At 52.9% G+C, this 22,468-nt stretch carries 21 protein-coding genes; 19 read left to right on the forward strand and 2 right to left on the reverse strand.

What is annotated here, in order from left to right; all coding sequences use genetic code 11:
- Positions 1–19: 19 nt before the first annotated feature.
- The 10 genes from ACKGJP_RS06575 (at position 20) to ACKGJP_RS06620 (ending at position 9,106) form a co-directional block, all read left to right on the forward strand.
- Positions 20–562 carry a DinB family protein gene (locus ACKGJP_RS06575; RefSeq protein ID WP_409344869.1) on the forward strand — a complete coding sequence of 181 codons (543 nt, stop codon included), beginning with the start codon at positions 20–22 and terminating at the stop codon, positions 560–562.
- A gap of 162 nt (positions 563–724) precedes the next feature.
- A complete protein-coding gene (mqnC, locus tag ACKGJP_RS06580; RefSeq protein WP_409344870.1) occupies positions 725–1,858 on the forward strand; it encodes a cyclic dehypoxanthinyl futalosine synthase in 1,134 nt (377 codons plus the stop codon).
- Between the two features lie 146 nt (positions 1,859–2,004).
- The gene (locus tag ACKGJP_RS06585; protein WP_409344871.1) at positions 2,005–2,262 is read left to right on the forward strand and encodes a hypothetical protein; all 258 of its coding nucleotides are present in this window, start codon (positions 2,005–2,007) and stop codon (positions 2,260–2,262) included.
- Positions 2,263–2,378: 116 nt separating this feature from the next.
- Positions 2,379–2,822, forward strand: coding sequence for an OsmC family protein (locus tag ACKGJP_RS06590; RefSeq protein WP_409344872.1), 444 nt, complete (start codon positions 2,379–2,381; stop codon positions 2,820–2,822).
- Between the two features lie 303 nt (positions 2,823–3,125).
- Positions 3,126–4,676: a helix-turn-helix domain-containing protein gene (locus ACKGJP_RS06595; RefSeq protein WP_409344873.1), complete on the forward strand. Its 1,551-nt coding sequence runs from the start codon at positions 3,126–3,128 to the stop codon at positions 4,674–4,676.
- Between the two features lie 113 nt (positions 4,677–4,789).
- Positions 4,790–5,353, forward strand: coding sequence for a nitroreductase (locus ACKGJP_RS06600; RefSeq protein WP_409344874.1), 564 nt, complete (start codon positions 4,790–4,792; stop codon positions 5,351–5,353).
- A gap of 67 nt (positions 5,354–5,420) precedes the next feature.
- The gene (locus tag ACKGJP_RS06605; RefSeq protein ID WP_409344875.1) at positions 5,421–6,374 is read left to right on the forward strand and encodes an ABC transporter permease; all 954 of its coding nucleotides are present in this window, start codon (positions 5,421–5,423) and stop codon (positions 6,372–6,374) included.
- Entirely contained in the window at positions 6,364–7,314 is a 951-nt protein-coding gene (locus ACKGJP_RS06610; RefSeq protein ID WP_409344876.1) for an iron chelate uptake ABC transporter family permease subunit, read from the forward strand. Before ACKGJP_RS06605 ends, ACKGJP_RS06610 begins: the two co-directional genes overlap by 11 nt.
- A complete protein-coding gene (locus ACKGJP_RS06615; RefSeq protein WP_409344877.1) occupies positions 7,308–8,066 on the forward strand; it encodes an ABC transporter ATP-binding protein in 759 nt (252 codons plus the stop codon). The genes ACKGJP_RS06610 and ACKGJP_RS06615 overlap by 7 nt, the downstream gene beginning before the upstream one ends.
- A gap of 50 nt (positions 8,067–8,116) precedes the next feature.
- The gene (locus tag ACKGJP_RS06620) at positions 8,117–9,106 is read left to right on the forward strand and encodes a siderophore ABC transporter substrate-binding protein (RefSeq protein WP_409344878.1); all 990 of its coding nucleotides are present in this window, start codon (positions 8,117–8,119) and stop codon (positions 9,104–9,106) included.
- Positions 9,107–9,270: 164 nt separating this feature from the next.
- Here the strand turns inward: ACKGJP_RS06620 and ACKGJP_RS06625 are convergent, their stop codons facing one another.
- On the reverse strand, positions 9,271–10,050 hold the full coding sequence (locus ACKGJP_RS06625; protein ID WP_409344879.1) for a Cof-type HAD-IIB family hydrolase: 780 nt from the start codon (positions 10,048–10,050) through the stop codon (positions 9,271–9,273).
- Between the two features lie 224 nt (positions 10,051–10,274).
- Between ACKGJP_RS06625 and ytxC the strand changes: the two genes are divergently transcribed.
- From ytxC to ACKGJP_RS06655, 6 genes are all read left to right on the forward strand, one after another.
- Complete coding sequence (ytxC, locus tag ACKGJP_RS06630; RefSeq protein ID WP_409344880.1) at positions 10,275–11,195, forward strand: sporulation protein YtxC; 921 nt, start codon at positions 10,275–10,277, stop codon at positions 11,193–11,195.
- A 406-nt stretch (positions 11,196–11,601) separates the two neighbouring features.
- On the forward strand, positions 11,602–13,554 hold the full coding sequence (gene thrS / locus ACKGJP_RS06635) for a threonine--tRNA ligase (RefSeq protein WP_409344881.1): 1,953 nt from the start codon (positions 11,602–11,604) through the stop codon (positions 13,552–13,554).
- 331 nt (positions 13,555–13,885) lie between these two features.
- Positions 13,886–15,817: a threonine--tRNA ligase gene (gene thrS, locus ACKGJP_RS06640; RefSeq protein WP_409344882.1), complete on the forward strand. Its 1,932-nt coding sequence runs from the start codon at positions 13,886–13,888 to the stop codon at positions 15,815–15,817.
- 122 nt (positions 15,818–15,939) lie between these two features.
- Entirely contained in the window at positions 15,940–16,704 is a 765-nt protein-coding gene (locus ACKGJP_RS06645; protein WP_409344883.1) for a 3D domain-containing protein, read from the forward strand.
- Between the two features lie 239 nt (positions 16,705–16,943).
- Positions 16,944–17,075, forward strand: a complete 132-nt coding sequence (locus ACKGJP_RS06650) for a hypothetical protein (RefSeq protein ID WP_409344884.1) — start codon at positions 16,944–16,946, stop codon at positions 17,073–17,075.
- A gap of 484 nt (positions 17,076–17,559) precedes the next feature.
- Complete coding sequence (locus tag ACKGJP_RS06655) at positions 17,560–17,937, forward strand: hypothetical protein (protein WP_409344885.1); 378 nt, start codon at positions 17,560–17,562, stop codon at positions 17,935–17,937.
- Positions 17,938–18,147: 210 nt separating this feature from the next.
- Here the strand turns inward: ACKGJP_RS06655 and ACKGJP_RS06660 are convergent, their stop codons facing one another.
- Positions 18,148–19,428: an ammonium transporter gene (locus tag ACKGJP_RS06660; protein WP_409344886.1), complete on the reverse strand. Its 1,281-nt coding sequence runs from the start codon at positions 19,426–19,428 to the stop codon at positions 18,148–18,150.
- 292 nt (positions 19,429–19,720) lie between these two features.
- Between ACKGJP_RS06660 and liaF the strand changes: the two genes are divergently transcribed.
- From liaF to ACKGJP_RS06675, 3 genes are read left to right on the forward strand one after another with little or no spacing between them, the layout of a single operon-like run.
- Positions 19,721–20,716 (forward strand): cell wall-active antibiotics response protein LiaF, encoded by a 996-nt coding sequence (gene liaF, locus ACKGJP_RS06665; protein ID WP_409344887.1) that lies wholly within the window; start codon positions 19,721–19,723, stop codon positions 20,714–20,716.
- Between the two features lie 10 nt (positions 20,717–20,726).
- A complete protein-coding gene (locus ACKGJP_RS06670) occupies positions 20,727–21,752 on the forward strand; it encodes a HAMP domain-containing sensor histidine kinase (RefSeq protein ID WP_409344888.1) in 1,026 nt (341 codons plus the stop codon).
- A gap of 28 nt (positions 21,753–21,780) precedes the next feature.
- Positions 21,781–22,437, forward strand: coding sequence for a response regulator (locus tag ACKGJP_RS06675; RefSeq protein ID WP_409344889.1), 657 nt, complete (start codon positions 21,781–21,783; stop codon positions 22,435–22,437).
- Positions 22,438–22,468 lie beyond the last annotated feature (31 nt).

A 22,468-nucleotide genomic window follows, 5' to 3' on the forward strand; every position in this document is an offset into this window, starting at 1 on the left:
AACCGAAAGGAGACTTACTATGACCGATACGAAACAATCGCTGCAACGCCTAGAGGAAATTGCCGAACACTATATTCGGGAGCTAGACCGCTATGACTTGGAGCAGCTTACCCGCCAGCCGAACGAGCAGGAATGGTCGCTCGGACAAATGTACGTCCATTTGATCAACTCGGCGCTGTTCATGCAGCTTCGCCATGTGGAAACATGTCAAAACCAGTTCGAGCCTGGCGCTCGGCATGCGGCCGAGAAAACCGCAGAAGGAGCCGCGGTCTTCGCCCTGGGCGGCTTTCCCCCGATCAAGATTCAAGTGCCGGCTTCCGCAGCGTACACCCCTCCTCAGCCTGAAAGCAAAGAGCAGCTTATTGACGGCATCAGGCAAGTCATTCGCCGCATGGTAGAGCTGGAGCCGGCGCTTGACGCTGTACCCGAGGAGCATAAGGTTCCGCATCCCCGTCTCGGAGCATTGAACGCCAAGGAGTGGTTCGCACTAGTCGGCATGCATTTTCGCCATCACCTTCTGCAAAAGGAGAGGTTGGACGCCTTTCTCGAGCAAGGGAAATAAATCTCTTATATCCGCTGACGAGAATAGGTTAACGATTATGGACTCGGGCTACCGCCTTGTTGGAAGCCTATTCCGGTAATGAAACTCCCGGCCGTTTGTGGTACGATAGCGGTATAGTGTTAATCGCTGCGTTCTGAAACGAAGTAAGGGAGTGGGGAAAGAATGAAACCGATCGACCGCATTTTAAATAAAGCGTTGTCCGGCCGCCGCATCGATGTGGAGGAATGCGTCACGCTGTTCGAGTCCGACCAGATCGAGAAAATAGGCGACACCGCCAACCAGATTATGCTCAAATGGCATCCGGATCCGATTGCGACCTTCGTCGTCGGACGGAACATTAACTATACGAACATTTGCGACGTCTATTGCCGGTTCTGTGCTTTCTACCGGGCGCCGGGCAATAAAGAGGGCTATGTGCTCGACAACGAAACGATTTTCCGCAAAATCCAGGAAACGATCGACGTTGGCGGCACGGAAATTTTGATGCAGGGCGGCACGAATCCGGATTTGCCGTTTACGTACTATACCGATCTGCTCAAAGAAATCAAGAAGCGCTTTACGATTCAAATGCATTCGTTCTCCCCTGCGGAGATTATGAAGATGAAAGAAGTTTCGAACGGTTTGTCGCTGGAGGAAGTCGTCCGTCAAATCCATGAAGCGGGACTGGACTCGCTGCCGGGCGGCGGCGGGGAAATTCTCGACGACCGTACGCGCCGCAAAATCAGCCGGCTCAAGGGCTCGTGGCGCGATTGGATGGATGTCATGCAGACCGCCCACAAAATCGGCATGAGCACGACCGCCACGATGGTCATCGGCTTCGGCGAGTCGTTCGAGGAGCGCGCGCTGCACATGCTCCGCGTCCGCGACGCCCAGGACGACGTGAAGATTCACGGCTACAATACGCCGGGCTTCCTTGCCTTCATCCCATGGACGTTCCAGTCGGAGAACACGAACATGAAGGCCGATCCGGTTTCGCCGGAGGAATATTTGAAGACGCTGGCGATCAGCCGCATCATGCTGGATAACGTACCGAACTTCCAAGCCTCCTGGGTGACGATGGGGCCGGAGGTCGGCAAGCAGACGCTGTCTTACGGCTGCAACGACTTCGGCAGCACAATGATCGAAGAGAACGTCGTATCGGCGGCGGGCACGACGCATAAGGTCAACATCGAGAGCATCCTGCGCCTCATCCGCGAAGCGGGCAAAATCCCGGCGCAGCGCAACACGCGCTACGAAATTTTGCGGGTGTTCGACGAGGAGTCGTCGATCGAGAAAGATTTTGTGATGCAGAACTAGAAGGAATTAGCCTTTTGGATGACAACGCTTGTCTATGATTAATCCGGTCGGGATTAATATGGATAAGCGTTGTTTTTGGTTTGAGTCGGTTAAACAAGCAGGAATGGAGTATTCGCACATGCTGCTCTTGTTCGGAAAAGGCGATCATGATCGTTACGGCAGGAAATCAGAAGGACGATTTGGAAATGAAGAAGTACATAGAATCGATTGGCGGACGCATTATCCATATAGAAGAAGTCGATTCGGAGAGCACGCCTTTCCTGCCCATTCATAGGCGGTTTGGTAAACATTACAAAATCCAATACAGCCGCAACGGGAAAGAGCATGTCGGTTGGTTTCGGGGGGATCGAGCGTTTATTCAGTCACCCGAGCCTTCTAGTAGCGAGAAGTGGATTTTGGATTGAGGACTGGGATGTTCCGTTTCACTTTACCTCCGATTTTCCTTGTCAAAGGATGTCGAACCGCGGAAGAATATGGTATCCTAACACTAGTCCGTTATTAAACTAGAGGAGTGTGTACCATGCCTGTTGAAACATTTAAAGCGTCCGCCCATTTACAGAAGGGGCTCGTGGTCAAGGCGACTTCCAGAAATTTTGAAATGATGATCGATGAGCCGAAAAGCTTGGGAGGAACGGATACGGCGATGAATCCCGTTGAAGCGGTACTCTGCGCACTGGGATCTTGTCAGTCGATCGTGGCTCGGGCTTATGCGAAGAAGTTCAATATCAATCTTGAGGATTTCCGCGTGGAAGTGGAAGGCGATCTGGATACGGACGGCTTCTTGAACAAATCCGACGTGCGTCGCGGGTACTCCGATATTCGCTACACGTTCCATATCAAAACCGATTCGCCTAAAGAGCAAGTCGAAGAATTCATCCAATTCCTGGAGCGGACATGCCCGGTGGGCGATACGATCGCCAACCCGGTCAACCTTACGCTGAACGGCATTGTCATTGAGAAATAATCCATTTCATTCAAATATCTCTTGAAAAGAACCGCCGGATTTCGGCGGTTTTTTCCATTCATAAATTGCCCTTTATCGAAGTAAATCCATCGAGCAAATCCTTTTCGCCAGGCTCTCTATAGAGATTGTCGTACGCAGCGTTGCAGATTTTACAACATTTTAGCGTCAAAAGGGGGTTGGATGAACGATATGTTGTACGTTTTGCAACAAGTTCGAGGAGAAAGGGGGGAAACGATTATTGAGACGGATTATCATTATCATGTATAATTGTAGGGGTCTTCCCAATAGGAGGGAGTAAATCAAATGGATTCGCCTCGACGTTTCGATTGGTTGACACTGCGCTATACGGATACCCATGAACATAAAATCGATAATCGCCAAAGCGTGCACATAGAATCGAGCGAGTACGCCGTATTCGGTTTCGTCCGCAAAGAAAGCGTGAAGGTGACGCTGAAAGACGATCAAGCGCAGCGGGCGGGAAACGCGGCGGCAGGCGAATTGTTTTTCGTTCCGGCAGGCTGCCGATGTTCGATTCAGAACCGGGAGGGACATGCTTCCCACGTCGTGCTGATCCGTTTTCAGTGGGAGGGAGCCTCGGAGCAAGCGCCGGCCGGCAGACCGCTCGGTTACGGTCTTCGCACCTTCAAAATTCCCCATATCCGCAACTGGATACAGGACTTTCTAGCCGACGACGGGAATCGGGAGCCTGCTTATTATTTTCTGCTACAGGCCCATCTCTACGCGATGGCGCACGCATGGGTGTCTGCCGCCGGCAAGCCGAGAAACGCGGTCGAAGATGGCCTGACCGAATATGTGGAACAAATGAAGCAAACGATGCTCACCCGTTATACTACGGCTATGGATATGGAAGAGCTTGCGCGCATGTCCGGCGTTAGCGTCAGCCGTTTTTACCAAGCGTTCCGCACGCATACGGGGCTGACCCCGCATAAATTCATTACGACCGTAAGGCTGAACGAGTCGCTTCGCCTGCTCGCGAGCGCGCCGGATACGATCATGGAGGTTGCGCATGCCGTGGGCTACCCCGACGAGCTTTATTTCAGCAGACTGTTCAAGAAGCATATGGGCATCTCGCCCACCGAATATATCAATTACGCCAAAATCCGGATCGCCAATTTGTCTCCCGTTTTTCAGGGGGATTTGGCCGTGCTCGGCATTACGCCGGTCCTCTCGCTAAAGCGAGGCTGGATGGACGATCCGGAGCCGTATATCAAGCAGATCGAGCTCAGTCAGCCGGAATTGATTATGACCCCGCCCGTGTCGGAAGACGTGCATCGTGCTCTATCCCGAATCGCTCCCGTTTACGTATTCAAATGGAAGGGGAGAGACTGGAAGGAGCGGCTCGCGCTCATCAGCGACAAAATCGGCATTCCGACGGTCGCCGAACGGTGGCTTGCCTATTATGATATCAAAGCGGAGAATGCGCGTTACCATATCCGGAAGCATTTGCGGGACGAACCTTACCTTGTGATCGGAAAACATACGGGCATATACCGCGTCTTCGGCATGCAGGTTAAGAAAATGAGCGATCTGTTCTACGACGAGCTGCAAATCGCGCCCCCCGCCGACGTCAAGCAGCTCGTCTTTCTGGACTCCCCCGCGCTGGACGAAATCGCCAGATTGGCTTGCGACCACGCGATTTTCCTGGTGCCGTACGCCATGACGGAGGAGGAATGCGGCGAGCTGACCGAACAATGGAGAGAGCTCAAGAGGAACCCGCTTGCGAGAATTTGGTTCATCCGATTCGAGGAACCCCTCCTCTATAACCCCTCCATACACGAAAACATGATCGATCAACTCGTGAATCTGCTGATGCACGGCGGCGAGCCTAGCTAGAAAAGTCCATGTCCAAAAAAAGAATGTCCATTCCAGCCCGCGCGAATATGTGTAAAATAGATAAAAGTGATAATGATTATCAATTGCGAAGGGTCTGAATAGGAGGAACTGAAATGGAACTTTCTCAGCTCATGATGGAACGCCGTTCCGTGCATATGTTCGAAAATCGTCCGGTATCCGTCGAGCTTGTCAAAGGCTTGCTGAATACCGCTGTCTGGGTACCGAATCATAAAATGACGCAGCCATGGCGCTTCGTGCTCGTACATGGCGACGGCCGGAAAAAGATCGCCGAGGTCAGCCGCGCGCTCAACGAGAGACGGGAGCGGGATCCGGAGAAGGCCAAGGAAATCGGCCAAAAGTTTTACGATAAGCTGATGGCGGTGCCGATGTTCTTGCTTGTAGTCGTGAAGGAGAACTCTCATCCGGTCGTACGGGAAGAGGATTACGCATCCGCCAGCTGCCTCATTCATAATTTCAGCCTGCTTGCTTGGGAGCAAGGACTCGGTCTCGTCTGGGAAACGTATCCGATGCTGCATGAGCCGTCCTTCCGCGAAGCGCTTGGCATACAGCAAGGGGAAAAAATCGTCGGCAGCCTGCATGTGGGATACCCGGCCAAAGTGCCTTCGGCGCAGCCGAGAATTCCGGCGGAACAGCTGCTTACGGTTATCGAGGCGTAATTTTTTTTGACCAATTAGTGAGAATGATTATCTTTACTATATATAGCCGAACGGATAAGGAAGGCCTATGAAAAAAAGATATTTGATCGCGGCGCTTATTCTCCTGTCCGTCGCATCCTTGTTTATCGGCGTGAAAAACATTTCGCCCCGCGATATGTTTCACTTGAGCGAAGAGCAGATGGATATTTTGACGATCAGCCGCATCCCGCGTTTGATCAGCATCCTCATCGCCGGGGTGAGCATGAGCATTGCGGGTCTCATCATGCAACAGCTGACGCGCAACAAATTCGTATCCCCGTCGACGGCCGGAACGATGGATTCGGCCCGGTTCGGCGTGCTCGTCGCCATGCTCCTATTCACGTCGGCCAGCCCGATGCAGAAGATGATCGTCGCGTTCGTATTCGCGCTCGCCGGCACCTGGCTGTTCATGAAAATATTGGACAAAATCAAGTTCAAGGATACGATTTTCATTCCGTTGGTCGGACTGATGTTCGGCAACGTCGTCGGTTCGATCACGACCTTCTTCGCTTACCGGAAGGACTTGATCCAGAACATTTCATCTTGGCTGCAGGGCGATTTCTCGATGATTCTCAAAGGACGCTACGAGCTGCTGTACATCAGCATTCCGCTCATGATCGTCGCTTACCTGTACGCGAACCGGTTCACGATTGCCGGAATGGGGGAGGATTTCTCCGTCAACCTGGGGCTGAAGTACCGGCAGGTCGTCAATATCGGCCTCGTCATCGTGGCGATGGTAACCGCCGTCGTGCTGCTGACCGTAGGCATGATTCCGTTCCTCGGGCTGATCATCCCGAATATCGTGACGATTTATCAGGGCGACCATCTGAAGAAGAGCTTGGCGCATACGGCGCTGCTCGGGGCGATCTTCGTGCTGGCTTGCGACATTTTTGGCCGCGTGATCATTTTTCCTTACGAGGTTCCGATCGGACTAACCGTAGGCGTATTCGGCAGCGCGATCTTTCTTTATTTGTTGATGAGGAGAAAGGCACATGAATCATAAAGTCAAGCTAAGTCTTCTGGCCGTTCTCGCACTAGCCCTGATCGCCCTGTTCATGTTCATTAACGCCGGAGGAAACTGGAGCTACGTTCTGCCGAAAAGAGGCGTGAAAATTCTCGCAATAGCCGTAACGGGCGCCGCCATCGCCTTCTCGACCGTCGTATTTCAGACGATTACGAACAACCGTATTTTGACGCCCAGCATCATCGGCTTGGACTCGCTGTATATGCTGCTGCAGACATTCATCATTTTTTTCTACGGATCGATGAACATTGCGGTCGTGAACAAGAACTTGAATTTCGTCTTTTCCGTCGGGCTGATGATCGTGTTTGCGCTTCTGCTTTTCAAATGGCTGTTTCGCAGGGAAGGGCAAAACATTTATTACCTGCTGCTCGTCGGCATCATTTTCGGCTCGTTGTTCGGCAGCTTGTCGACGTTCATGGAGGTGCTGATCGATCCGGTCGAATTCCAGGTCGTACAGTCCAAAATGTTCGCCAGCTTCAATAACATCCAGACGGGCCTGCTGAAGATATCGATTGCCGGGCTGCTGCTAACGACTTTGTACTGCTTGAGGTTTATCAAATATTTGAATGTCATTTCGTTAGGAAGAGATCAGGCGACCAATCTGGGCGTTCCTTATGATTATGTAGTAAAAAGGCTGCTGATCGCCGTTGCCGTCTTCATCTCGATCGCTACCGCGCTTGTCGGGCCGATTACGTTCCTCGGCTTGCTGGTCGTGAACGTCGCCTATCAAATGTTCCAGACATACCGGCACGGCATTCTCATCATCGGCTCCATCCTGATTGGCATCATTGCGCTTGTCGGCGGACAGCTCATCGTCGAAAGGATCTTTACTTTCTCGACAACGATCAGCGTCATCATCAATTTTGTCGGCGGCGTGTACTTTCTGTATCTTCTGCTGAAGGAGAGAAAAGCGTGGTAGAGGTCAAGAACGTTTCCAAAACATACGGCGGCAAAAACGTAGTCGATCATGTGAGCTTGAAGGTCGGAAAGGGCAAAATCACCTCCTTCATCGGGCCGAACGGAGCGGGCAAAAGCACGCTGCTCTCGATGATCAGCCGTCTTATTCCGAAGGACAGCGGCGACATCTTTATTGACGGCAAGAACGTTTTCGAAACCAAAAGCCAGGAGCTTGCCAAAACGATCTCGATTCTGAAGCAAACGAATCATATCAATATCCGGCTGTCCGTAAGGGAGCTGGTCAGCTTCGGCCGCTTCCCGTATTCGCAGGGACGGCTCAATGACGAGGACTGGAGACGGGTCGACGAGGCGATCGCTTACATGGATCTGGAATCGATGCAGCACAAGTTCCTCGATCAGCTGAGCGGCGGCCAGAGGCAAAGGGCTTACATAGCCATGGTGCTTGCGCAGGATACCGAATATATTTTGCTCGACGAGCCGTTAAACAATCTCGACATGAAGCATTCGGTGCAAATCATGAAGGTGCTGCGCCGTCTTGTCGACGAGCTGGGCAAAACGATCGTACTCGTGCTGCACGACATCAATTTTGCTTCCTGCTACTCCGACCATATCGTGGCGCTCAAAGACGGGCGTGTCGTCAAGGACGGGCCAACGGAGGAAATCATCGATCCCGACGTCCTGCTGGACATCTACGATATGGATATCCACATCGAAACGGTCGACGACCATAAGATTTGCATTTATTTCACTTGATGAAGCAACGTTTCAGCCTATATCAAAATTTTCTTATGAGGTGAATGGAAATGAAGAAGAAGCTGATGTTACCCGTATTGACTCTGATTGTAGCCCTTGCGACGTCCGCGTGCGGCGCAGGTAAAAGCGAGACGCCGGCGAGCAACGCGGCAGGAAGCCCGAGTCCGTCGGCTGCGGCATCGACCGCCCCTTCTCAAGCGCCTGCCGAAGTGACGATCAAGCATAAGCTTGGCGAAACGAAGGTCAAAACCAATCCGAAGAACGTCGTCGTATTCGACTTCGGCATTCTCGACTCGCTCGACAAGCTGGGCGTAGAAGTCACGGGCGTACCGCAGGCGAACATTCCGCCATACTTGAGCAAATACAAAGAGTCGAAATATAAAAATACAGGCAGCCTAACGGAGCCGGATTTCGAGAAAATCAACGCGCTGAAGCCGGAGCTGATCATCATTTCGGGCAGGCAGCAAACCGCTTACGACGAGCTGAAGAAGATCGCGCCAACCGTCTTCCTGGGCGTCGATACCACCAAGTACATGGATTCTTACACGGAAAACACGAAGATTTTGGGCACGATTTTCGGCAAGGAGAAAGCGGTCGAAGAGGAGCTGGCGAAGGTGTCGGCATCGGTCAAGTCGCTCTCGGACAAAGTAAAAGCGATGAATAAAAACGCGCTGATCGTCCTCGCCAACGAAGGCAGCCTGAGCGCATACGGCGCAGGTTCCCGTTTCGGCATCATCCACGACGTGATCGGCTTTAAGCCGGCCGATGCGAACATCAAGGTGTCCACGCACGGAGATCCGATTTCTCCGGAATACATTTTGGAGAAAAACCCGGATTACCTGTTTGTCGTCGACCGTACGGCGGCCGTAGGCGGCGAATCGAGCGCGAAGAAAACCGTCGAGAACGAGCTCGTGAAGAAAACGAACGCCTTCAAGGACGGACATATCGTGTACCTTGATCCGAACTACTGGTACCTGTCCGGCGGCGGACTCCTTTCCGTAGCGGAAATGGTGAAAGAATTAGATAAAGGCGTGAAGTAACGACGGCATGCAAGCAGCTTACCCGAAGGGTAACAATCATGGGCAGACGTCTAAGCGGACATCGTTCGAGAAAGTAGGAAACGTCGGCGACTGCAACGGACGCATACGAAAAAACTACGCGGCAAGGAAACCCTTGCTGCGCAGTTTTTTTGCTTTTCACAGACCTACGACCCCAGCAATCCTACCAGGTGCAGCCCTTTCCAAATCCCGTCCTCCGAGCTGGATGCGGTAACCAGATTGGCGGCGTTTTTAGCCTCATGAACCGCATTGCCCATCGCGATGCCGACGCCGGCGGATGCCAGCATTTCCACGTCGTTCAAGCCGTCCCCGAACGCAAAGCAATTCTCGTTCCGAATGCCCAGTATGCGAAGCATCTGCTCGATGCCGACCGCTTTCGAGCTATCTGCGGGAAGAACGTCTACCGCAAACTCATGCCAGCGGACGAAGCGAAGCTGCGGGAACGTTTGATCATATAAGGCCTGCTCCTCGCGGTTGATAAACAGATACCCTTGATAAACCGGTTCGTTCCGATGAAACGAAGGATCGACCGGCGGATGCGGCAGATTGATCGCTGCGAAGCTGTTGCGGATGTGCGGGTGTTCGGCGGCGAGCGCTCTGACCTTGCTTTCGTTACAAGTAGCCAGTGCATGGCCGCTTGCGGAAGTAAGGCTCACGAGCTCCTCAAGCGTGCCTGGATCGATCGGATTGGCATAGACCGGCTTCCCGTCATGAACGACATATTGCCCATTGATGGATACGAAGGAATGAATGCCGAGCTCTTCCCTGACCCACTCGAACATGGCAGGCGTCCGGCCCGTTGCTATGGCGGTTGCGATCCCTTTATCCTGAAGGGCCCGAACGGCTTTCTTCGTCGATTCCGGAATTTCGTTCCTGTCGTTCAGCAGCGTGCCGTCAATATCGAAAAAAACGATCTTCTTGTCCATTCGCAGTACCCCCTTTTTTTCTTTTCCCTTTCCTCATCCTAAGCTATGAAATGCTTTTCATGTCAACCTTTAATTTGCCGGACAGGGGGGAGAAGCGACATTTAGAGGACGTGCAGATGGCTCCTTTTTCCGAAGCGGTTCCTTGTATATCTGCTTTTGTTAAACCATATACTTGTAAGGAAACGACTCGCACGACAAATGGCTTTAGCGAGGGGAGTGAGCATATGGACGGGATTACGATAACGGTAATGGCTTCAAAGGAGCATTCGGCAAGTGCGCTTCAAGCCCATGTTGAGCGCCTGCTGAAGGCGTACGCCGGCAAAATCCGCCTAGAAGCGGAGCACTTCGGTGAATTTGCGCAAATCCGCTGCGAGCGTCCGGCGAAAACCGCATGGAACCAGACGTTTCGAACGATCATCCGGGACAAAATCGGCTCGGCAATTGCCGCTTATATTGTGCAGGAAGAGGAACAAGAGCTGCTCCGCAGCATCATTATGGCGGATTTTGCTTATGAGGACGAAGAGGAAATTGCCAAAATCATGCAATACTGCGGGGGCATGATCGGCGCCGAAGACGATCCCGAGCTCACGACCGACCACAGCCGTCAGCGGAGAGAGCAGCTTATCGCCCACGAAATCAGCGGTTTCCTGAAGGAAAGCGGCAAGATTAACGTACATGGCCTTCTTCAATTCCGGCTGCAAAGCTATTTGGAGGAGCTGCGCGAGATCGTTGAATATGCGGTTGACGAATATTTGATGGATAAGCAATATCAGGAATTCATTTCTTTGCTTAAATATTTCGTTTTTATCCAGGATACCAAAATTCCGGAAGCCCACTTGATGCACAAGGGCGGCAACGAATTCGTTATTCTGAATGAACAAATGGTGCCGATTACGGCCGACGACATCGATGAAACGCTGTCCGTGGAATGGCTGGATTCCGACTTTAATTTCGAGGATTTAATCGTTAGCACGCTTATTACGGTTGCGCCGCAGCACATCTATATCCATACGCGCGAGCCGGACGTACCGGTAATCCGGACGATCGTGCAAATATTCGAGGACCGCGCCAAATTATGCAATTATTGCCGGGTTTGCAAGCCGCTGCTTGGCGAACGCAGCAAACAGGATCAGCTGTCCCCTTGACCGGCGCTGCCGGCCTGTTTATAATAGACGTAAATTAACAAGTTAGGCGATTATCGAAGACATGAGTTCGTACGGAACCGGCCCAGAGAAGGAAGCCATGGCTGCAAGCTTCTTACGTAAACCGGACGAATTTACCCCTTTGTAGCCTTGGCTTGGAACGTCGTCGCTCTAAATGAACGTTCATACATTTTGTTGAACGACCATTTGCCGACCGATCAGTACATGCCGACGGGTCATTCCCGATATCGGATGCCTGAGGATTTGCTTGTCTCGTTTCGGCTTCATGCCGGCGGAGAGCGGTCGAAGTAGGGTGGAACCACGAGCTGAACGCACTCGTCCCTAGTGGGAGAGATGCGTTTTTTTTGCGTTCAAAAATAACAATACGTCAAGGGAAGGCTGATCACAAATGGCAGTAAACGTAACATTACCGGATGGCGCGGTACGCGAGTATGCGCAAGGAACCACAATCGAGGATATAGCGGGATCGATCAGCTCCGGGCTGAAGAAAAACGCGATCGCGGGCAAAGTAAACGGCAAGGTGGTCGACCTGAACACGGCGCTGCAGGAAGACGCGAAAGTCGAAATCATCACGCTCGACAGCGAGGACGGGCTTGAAGTATACCGTCACAGCACCGCGCACTTGATGGCGCAGGCCATTAAACGTATTTTCGGCGAGAAAACGGTAAAGCTCGGCATCGGGCCGGTCATCGAGGACGGCTTTTACTACGACATCGATCTGGAGACGCCGCTTTCTTCCGACGACTTGAGCCGCATTGAGAAAGAAATGGAAAAAATTACGCAGGAAAATGTCGCGATTTCCCGCCGAGAGGTTAGCCGTGAAGAAGCGGTACGCATTTTCAGCGAGCTCGAGGATCCGCTTAAGCTGGAGCTCATTCGCGATTTGCCTGCGGATTCGGTTATTACGATTTACGATCAGGGCGAGTTTTTCGACCTGTGCCGGGGGCCGCACTTGCCGTCGACCGGACGGATCAAAGCCTTCAAGCTGCTTAGCGTAGCGGGCGCTTACTGGCGCGGCGACTCCAAGAACAAAATGCTGCAGCGTATTTACGGTACGGCTTTCCCGAAAAAAGCGCAGCTTGACGAGCACCTTCACTTGCTTGAAGAAGCCAAAAAGCGCGATCACCGCAAGCTCGGCAAAGAGCTGAAGACGTTCACGTTCTCCCGCGAGGTCGGGCAAGGACTTCCGCTATGGCTGCCGGCCGGCGCGAAAATCCGCCGTACGATGGAACGCTATATCGTGGACCTGGAGGAAAGACTCGGCTACCAGCACGTGTACACGCCGGTGCTGGCGAACGTCGAGCTGTACAAAATTTCGGGTCACTGGGAGCACTACCAAGAGGATATGTTCCCGAAAATGACGCTGGATAACGAAGAACTCGTACTTCGTCCGATGAACTGTCCTCACCATATGATGGTGTACAAGAGCGAAATGCGCAGCTATCGCGACCTGCCTGTACGGATCGCGGAGCTCGGCACGATGCATCGCTACGAAATGTCCGGCGCTTTGACGGGCCTTCACCGCGTACGGGCAATGACGCTGAACGACGCTCATATTTTCTGCCGTCTGGATCAGATCAAGGAAGAATTCGGCCGCGTCGTCAAGCTGATTCGTCAAGTATACGAGGATTTTGGCATCAAGGAATACCGCTTCCGTCTATCGTACCGCGATCCGAAGGATACGGAAAAATATTTCCAGAACGACGAAATGTGGGAAACCGCACAGCGCATGCTGCGCGAGGTCGTAGAGGAGCTCGACTTGCCGTTCTACGAGGCGGAAGGAGAAGCGGCGTTCTACGGTCCTAAGCTTGACGTCCAGATCAAGACTGCCTTGAAAAAAGAAGAAACGCTGTCCACCGCACAGATCGACTTCCTGCTTCCTGAGCGGTTCCAGCTCGAGTACACCGGCGACGACGGCCAGAAACACCGTCCGGTCGTCATTCACCGCGGCATCATCAGCACGATGGAGCGGATGACCGCTTATTTGCTGGAGAACTTTGCGGGGGCGCTGCCGACCTGGCTGTCGCCCGAGCAGGCGCGCATCATCCCGGTTTCGCCGGCTTTCGAAGCCAAGGCGAACGAGCTTAGAGAGCAGTTGCAGCTTGCGGGTATCCGCGTAGAAGCGGACGTGCGCAACGAGAAGCTCGGCTACAAAATCCGCGAGGCGCAGCTTGAGAAAATCCCGTACATGCTCGTCATCGGCGAGAACGAAGTGACGAACGGCACGTTCTCCGTCCGCAAACGCGGCCAAGGCGATATCGGCGCCCACAGCGTGGAAGCGACCATCGCGATGATCGCGGACGACATCCGCAACAAATCGCAGGATCAGCAAGAAGCATAAGCGATAGCTATAATCAGAGACATGAGTCAGCCTAAGCGCGGTACAGAGAGAGGGGTTCAAGCTGAAAGCCCCTTCCGTCAGCCCGGCCGATTTACCGCTTTGTAGCTTTGATGGGGAACGGCGCATGAGGGCGGTCGGCGAAGGCAGCCGGCGGTCCGCCAGCGTCCAGTATCGATCGACGGCTCATCTCCGTTACCGGATGGCTGAGGATTCGCCGTGCATAACGGCGGGTCGAATCAGGGTGGAACCACGGGTTTAAACGCACTCGTCCCTTACGGGACGGGCTGCGTTTTTTTGTTTTTTACATTTAAAATGATTAGGAGGAATTACTATGGAGAACCAAAATGAGATTAGCGTTATACTGCCGGACAACAGCGTTAAGAAGGTGGCGGCGGGAACGACGCTGGCACAGCTTGCGGAAGCGATCAGCCCGGGGCTGCGCAAGAACGCGGTGGCCGGCAAAACGGACGGAAAGCTTGTCGATTTGAACGCCCCGCTGTATGAAGGCGCGAAGACGGAGATCGTCACGCTCGACAGCGAAGACGGTCTTGCGGTATACCGCCACAGCACGGCTCATCTTTTGGCGCAGGCGCTCAAACGGATATATGGGCAGAAAGCGGTCAAACTCGGCATCGGGCCGGTAATCGAGGACGGTTTTTACTACGACGTCGATCTGGTATCCCCTATATCATCAGACGATTTGAACCGTATCGAGAAGGAGATGGAGCGGATCGCGCAAGAGGATCTGCCTATCCTTCGGCGCGAGGTCAGCCGGCCCGAGGCGGTGCGTATTTTCAGCGAGCTGGAGGATCCGCTTAAGCTGGAGCTTATCCGCGATTTGCCGGAGGAGGCGGTTCTCAGCTTATACGATCAGGGTGAGTTTTTGGACCTGTGCCGCGGGCCTCACTTGCCGTCGACGGGGCGAATCAAAGCGTTCAAACTGTTAAGCGTGGCCGGCGCCTATTGGCGGGGAGATTCGAACAACCGGATGCTTCAGCGCATTTATGGAACGGCGTTCCCGAAAAAATCGCAGCTGGAGGAACATCTGCACCGGCTGGAGGAAGCGAAGAAGCGCGATCACCGGAAGCTTGGCAAAGAGCTCGGTTTGTTCATGTTCTCCGAGGAGGCGCCCGGCATGCCTTTCTATTTGCCTAAGGGCATGATCGTCCGTAACGAGCTGGAGGCTTTCTCCCGGGAGCTGCAGAGCGAGGCCGATTATGAGGAAGTGCGCACGCCGCTCATGATGAACAGGCGGCTATGGGAGCAGTCGGGACACTGGGATCATTATAAAGATAATATGTATTTCACGAATGTGGATGAAGCGGCCTTTGCGCTCAAGCCGATGAACTGCCCGGGCCATATGCTGATCTATAAGAATGACCTTCATTCGTACCGCGAGCTTCCGATTCGCCTCTCCGAGTTCGGTCAGGTGCATCGGCATGAGTTTTCCGGAGCGCTGAACGGGATGATGCGGGTCAGAACGTTTTGCCAGGACGACGCCCATTTGTTTGTCCTCCCCAGTCAAATCGAGGAAGAGATTGCCAAGGTAATCTCCTTGATTGACCGGATGTATAACGTCTTTGGCTTTGAATATCGAATCGAGCTGTCTACGCGTCCGGAGGATTCGATGGGATCGGATGAGCTGTGGGAGCAAGCGGAGACATCTCTGCGGAACGTGCTGGAGTCCCAAGGAATCGCCTACAGACTGAACGAGGGAGATGGCGCCTTCTATGGACCGAAGATCGACTTCCACATTTATGACGCGCTCAAGAGAAGCTGGCAGTGCGGGACGATTCAGCTGGATTTTCAAATGCCGGAAAAATTCGATCTGTCCTATGTAGGGGAAGATAGCCAAAAACATCGTCCCGTCGTCATTCACCGGGCTGTTTACGGGTCTGTCGACCGGTTTATCGGCATTCTGACGGAGCATTATTCGGGTGCTTTCCCGTTATGGCTCTCGCCGGTGCAGGCCGTGGTCGTACCGGTATCCGATGCGCAGGCGGATTACGCGCTCGCGGTGCGAAAGCAGCTGCAAAGGGCCGGCATCCGCGCGGAAGCGGATGTTCGAGGCGAGAAGCTCGGCTACAAAATTCGTGAAGCGCAGCTGCAAAAAGTGCCTTATATGCTCGTTGTCGGCGACAACGAAAGAGATGCCCGCGCCTGTTCGGTAAGGAAACGCGGACAAGGCGACATCGGCGTACAAGGTATCGAAGAGACGATCGAAATGATTTTGCAAGAAATCCGGAGCAAATCGAACGAGTAGATAAAGATATCGGTGCATAACGTTCCGTCCTTTTGGGTACCTTACCTGTTAATATGCCGTTTTTGGCGTATAATCGCATGTCAAACAGGACACCCTCATTGTAGGGGGAGGTAGTCAAAAAGATGATGGAAATGGCTTTTAGTCAGTCAAAATGGATTGGCGTCCTAACGATGTGGATCGCCATGATTTTTGTCGGACCTGTGGAACAAGGGGGCGGACAGGTGCTTGAGCCCGTCTTTCAAACAGCGGAGCATGCTGCAGGATCCGCGCAGCCCTCAATCATTACGCCTATTGCGAAAAAAAATGAAGCGCAAAATGTAAAGCTGGGCCTGGTTGCTTCCGGCAGCATGAAAACGGGTGGTTCGTCAAGCAAACGGCTAGCGGCGGCGGAGCCTGAAGCCGGGCCTCCTGCTGGGCCGGATATAAAGAGTATGGAGGAAAGCGCGATTTTTGCCAATTTGGATAAGCTGCTGGATCGCTTCGATTCCGTTGAGGTCGTTGCTACGGGTTATTCCGCAGGCAAGGAATCGACCGGGAAAACGCCGAGCCATCCGGAATACGGGATCACGTACTCGGGCGTAAAAGTGCGCAAGGATACGTTCTCGACCATTGCAGCCGATCCGAAAGTGTTCCCGCTGGGCACCGTACTCTACATTCCGGGCTACGGCTATGGCGTTGTCGCCGACACCGGAAGCAAAATAAAAGGCAATAAAATCGACTTGTATTTCAAAACGAAGGATCAAGTGTACCAGCAATGGGGCAAAAAGACAGTGCGTGTTTACGTCTTGATCCAGGGCGAAGGCAAAGTGACGGAAGCGATGATGGACCGTCTGAACTCGCTCAAAACGGTAGCCGTCGAGCAGCCCGCTTCCGTCTCTACGAAGTAGCGGTAAGCAGCCCTTTACCTTATCAACAGGTAAGGGGTTTTATTTTGTTGCGTATGAGCGTTCAGGGCGACTGGCACGGTTTGCGGCTAGCACGCGTCGGTCCCAGCGACGCGGCCTATCCTTTACGAGCGGCACTGCGACGCAGACTTCGTTCTCCCTATAGGGAAGGCGGTATTCAAATTATGGAGGGAATAAATTCGCCGCCTCTACAAAAAATAAAGACGTGGAGGTGATAACCAATGGCGAAGAACAAAAAGAATAATAACAACAAATATAACGCCGAGTTTGCGGAGGAAGTCGTTGCGGCAAACAACAAGCAGGCTGCGCAAAACTCGCCGAGCGAAGGCGCAAGCAAAACCTCTAAGAGGTAATCTTCACACATAGGAAACGAAGAGGTTGTCTCGAAAGCCATGAAGTTGGCGGAGAGACGGCCTCTTCGTGCTTTTTAAATGGCGGTAGAACCAAACTGAGGATTTACGGTAAGGATAGTGAACCCAAGTTCACTATTACTGAACCTATCTTCACTATCGGGCTCAAAAACGTGCTTCCATGCGAAATAGTGAAGAAAAACTCACTAATAGTGAACTTCTCGGCCAAATAGTCCCGTTTGCTTCACTATCCGCCCGAAAAAGGCAAGTACAAGTGGAACTACATTCACTCGGGACCTGACCGTCCTTTTTGCGAACATCAAGCAAAGGCAGAAGGTAGGGGAGAGGATTTTCCAATCGGAAGGTACATGTTTATCGCGGTCTTCATCCGAGGCTAATCGCAAAAAATTCTATTCTCAATCCGTCAATTCTGTAGTACACTATCTATGTGTTATAAATCATAACATGTAAAGATAGGTGATCTGTCATGGAAGAAGCGCTATCGAATGAAAAGCCGGTTCCCGCAAGGAAGAAGAAGTTTGCCGACATTTATACGTTTCTTGAAGCCTATATCGCCAAACGGGAGCAGCAAATCGCCGAAATCATGCAGGTGGTCGAGCGTTACGAGAAAAAAAGGATGGTGGAGGAACGGTCCTACCAGTCGATGTCGCCGCTTCGCCGCATTTTTTCCGGGAAGAAGCCGGATCACCATGTCGCAGTAGAGTACATTCATTATGTCAAAAAGCCGCTGGAGCAGGTGAAGAAGCTGCGCGGCGAAATTGACGAGGTGCGCGCCATGCTGCGTAAATCGCAAGCCGGCGAGCCCGTCGAGTTGACTGCAGAGATGGAACGAGAGCTTACATGATAGACCGGTTCAGGAGAACTGGTCTTTTTTTTTGTATGCATTCTCGGCTTAAAGTCAACGTCGAGGGCTCTTCGTTGCGTCATGAAAACAATATCGCGGACCATAATGCAAGCTTCGAGCGGCTTGAGATCTATGTTGCGAGCTGTATTTTTAGCAGAGGCCTATTAAGCTTGCGATTATGACCTGTAAAGGGTGCGGCAGCTCCGAATATCACTTAGTCGGAATGATGAAATCATGCTCTTGACTGTATGCGGGTACGCCATGACTGCCTACATCAAGCCCGATCAGCTCCTCGTCGCGGCTGACGCGGACTTTGGTCACGGCGTTAATCAGCTTAAGGAACCCCCATGTTAGCGCGAATCCCCACACGATGATGACGGACAGCCCTAGAGCTTGAACGCCAAGCAGCTTCCAGCCGCCGCCGTAAAACAATCCGGCATATCCTCGGCCTACACCTTCCGACAGCTCCGGTACGGCAAAAAGCCCCAGGGCAAGCGTGCCGATGCTTCCGCTTACGCCGTGTACGGCAAACGCCCCGACAGGATCGTCGATCCGTTTGGCCTCCAGGAGTTCGGTGGCAAAAACCATCGCGATCCCGCACACCGCTCCGATCAAAATCGCGATTCCGTCCGTCACGAACGCACATCCGGCGGTGATGCCGACAAGTCCGGCCAGCGCTCCGTTGATGACCATCGGCGGATCGGCCTTCCGGTAGCGAAACATCGTAAACAGAATGCACGCCGCGCCGCCTGCGGCCGCGGAAAGCATCGTCGTCACCGCGATGTGGCCGATGGAGGTGTTCGTGGCGCTGAGCGTGCTTCCTGAGTTGAAGCCGAACCAGCCGAACCATAAAATAAAGGCGCCGACGGAAGCGAGCGGCAGGTTGGACGGCGGTACGATATTCGATTGGCCGTCGGCACCGAATTTGCCGATTCTCGGGCCGATGAACAGAGCTGCAGACAATGCCGCAAAGCCACCAAGGCCATGGATGACGGCAGAGCCGGCAAAGTCGATCATCCCGAGTTTACCGAGCCACCCGCCGGCTGCCCAAACCCAATGTCCGGCAACCGGATAAATGAGACCTGTCATTGCAATGGTATACAAGATGTAAGCTTTAAAGCTGATGCGTTCGGCGACTGCGCCCGATACGATCGAAATAACGGCAATGACGAACGCGCATTGGAACAGCCAATAAGTATCGTGTGAAATAGAGAGCGCGATATGCGCCAGATCTCCTGACAGCGCGAAGCCGGAGGTGCCGATGAAACCGCCGGCATCCGCGCCGTACATAAGGGCGAAGCCGAAAAAGTAAAAGACAAGCGCTCCGAACGAGATGTCGACAAATACCTTCATAATAATGCTCACCGCATTTTTTTGCCTGACAAAGCCGGCCTCCAGCAAGGCGAAGCCGCCTTCCATCAGCAGAATCATCGCGGCGGTCAAGACAACCCATACGGTATCCAAACCGGCCGATAGCTGAGTGATATCCATTTCGGTACGTCCTCTCTACATAAGGTGATAAACAGCCCAAAAAGGGTGGTTTAGTACATATTTGTGGTAATCTACGAGCTATTATAAGGATCGTATGAGAACTATGTCAACGATTAATGTGAGGAAAAATAACATTAATGTTATGGATGATGATAACTTTCTTGCTATCCTATCCATTTATCTCCATCGCCTCCGTCTCGAGACCGATAGCATGTTCATCCCGCCGCCTCTTTCATAGACGGCTTTTATTGATTACACTGTAATCAGAACTTCACCGATGGAGGAATTGCTGATGAAATCTTCGTTTATGAGCCGCGCGATGATCGGACTTATGCTCATTGCAATCGGCGTTTTGTTTATGCTGGATCAAATGAACCTGTTCGAGTTTGATTTCGGGTCTCTCTTCTCGACTTATTGGCCGGTCATGGTCATTTTCGTAGGCTTGCACGGCGCGTTCTCAAGCCGGCGTTACACGGAAGGCTGGGGCGGCGGCGGGGTATGGAATGCGTTTATCGTACTGCTCGGCGTTATGTTTCTTTTGGATAATTTGGATATCTTCGATTTTACGTTTCAGATGATATGGCCGGTCGCGATTATTTTCGCGGGACTCAGCTTCCTGTTCGGAAGATCGGGCGGCAGACGGAATTGGAAGGAGCAGCCGCCAAAGGAAAACGGGGATAGCGGCTATAAACCGAATCAAGACGCAATACCGCCGAACTACGATCCGACGTTTACGTACGGCTCCAGTTTCGATAAACAGCAAGCGGCGAACGCAACCGCGGAGAATCCGGGCGCCGCGAACGGCGAAACCAAGCACAACGGCAATCCGAAAAGCCAGTCGTGGGGCTCTCATAACCACGGAAAACATAAGCATTACAAGCAGCATTGGAACTGGAATATGCCCCAGGATTCGATCCAGCGCTCCAGCTTTATCGGCGACGTGCATCTGGGAGTCGATTACTGGGAGCTGAAGCCGACCCAGGTATCGCATTTTATCGGGGACACGATTATCGACTTGACGAAAGCGAGCATTCCTTACGGCGAAACGAACATTGTCATTTCGGCGTTCATAGGCGACGTGAAGGTGTTCGTGCCGAACGACGCGCAAGTGGAGGTACGCGTATCGACGTCCGCGTTCATCGGCGATCTGAACGTGCTGGACCGGTACGAAGGGGGCTTGTTCAAATCGGTGCAGCTGGAAACGCCGTTTTACGCCGATGCGGACAAAAAAATATTCATTAACGTCAGCTCGTTCATCGGCGACGTTAGCGTGAAGAAGATCGGATGAGGCTGCATTTATGATGGATCGGATTAAAAACGCCAAGTGGCGGACGCCCATTTATCATTTTGCCGGCGCTTGCCTGACGCTGGCGCTCGGATTGCTCGGCTGGATGTATTTGCCTCTGCAGGCGATGGCGGAGGACAAACCGCTGCTGCTGCTGGCCCTCTTGTTTGCTCTTCTCCTGATCGGTCCTTCGATCGGGTTTTGGGCGGCTAGGGGCGTTCAGCGCGATGTCGACAGACTCCATTTGGCGATTAAGCAAGCGGGAAAAGGGAATTTGTCGGAGCGTATACCGTCATCCGGAAGCGGCGGATTCGAGCCGATTTTTCGCGACTTCAACGAGATGAGCGAATCGCTTGAGGGACGAATTAAGCTTCTCCGGAAGCTTGGCGAGGAGCATGTCATGATTCAGGCGCAGTCGAATGAAGCCGCTGTGCTGGAAGAGCGGAAACGGCTGGCACGGGATCTGCACGATACGGTAAGCCAGCAGTTGTTTGCCATCCATATGTCGGCCTCTTCGCTTGTCAAGCTTCTTGACGTAAGACCGGAAGCCGTCAAGACGGTCGTGGATCAGCTCGTGACGATGTCCCAGCATGCGCAGAAGCAGATGCGCAGCCTAATCGCCCAGCTGCGTCCGCTCGAGCTCGAAGGGAAAACGCTCCATACGGCGCTGGATCAATGGTTCCCCGTATACTGCTCGCAGAACGAGCTGCAAGGGGAGCTTGATTTGCGGATCAAAGGCAAGCTTTCCGATGCGATCGAACACCAGCTTTTCCTCGTTATTCAGGAAGCGATGGCCAATGTCGTCAAGCATGCGCGCGCACGTCGCGTCTTGCTGCTGCTTCACGACGCAGGACGGCAGATCGTTCTTCAGATCGACGATGACGGCATCGGCTTCGAGCCGGGAGGCGCCGAACGTTCTTCTTACGGTTTATCCACGATGAAGGAGCGTGCTCAGCGACTCGGAGGCGATGCGGAAATCCGCAGCCTGATCGGCAAAGGCACGACCGTTAAAATATCGATCCCGAAATTTGTTTCATAGACGCAGCTTGAAAGGGGAAGCAGCCAGTATGGGAGCGGAAATGAAAGTCATGATCGTCGACGATCACGACATGGTTCGTCTAGGCTTAAAAACGTATTTGCTACTGGAATCGGATATCCGGGTCGTGGGAGAGGCCGCGAACGGAAAAGAAGCCGTCGACTTGCTCGAGCGAAGCGATTTTGAGCAGCCTGACGTTATTTTGATGGATCTGATGATGCCTATCATGAACGGCGTAGAAGCGACCGAGCGCATCGTCGCCAAACGGCCGCAAGTGAAAATCGTTATGCTGACCAGCTTTTTGGAAGAGGAGAAGGTGGTTAAAGCGATTGAAGCGGGAGCGGTCAGCTATGTATTGAAGACCATCTCCTCCGAGCAGCTTGTGCATGTGATTCGCGGTGCCCATCAGGGGATGCCGGTGATGAATTCGGAGGTGTCCCAGGCGTTAACGCGCGGACTCAGGCAGCGCTCCGTTCAGCAGGACGAGGACGAAGGTTTTACGCTTCGGGAGAAAGAAGTGCTGCTTCTTATCGCGGAGGGCAAATCCAATAAGGAAATCGCAGACGAGCTGCACATTAGTATTAAGACCGTCAAAACGCACGTCAGCAACCTGCTGATGAAATGCGAGATGGAGGACCGTACGCAGCTGGCCATATATGCCCATCGCAAAGGGTGGGCGGCGAAGTGAGCCGCTGCAAAATAAACAAGAAGGGAAAGGC

The sequence above is a fragment of the Paenibacillus litoralis genome, from assembly GCF_046244365.1.
Classification (GTDB): Bacteria; Bacillota; Bacilli; order Paenibacillales; family NBRC-103111; genus Paenibacillus_V.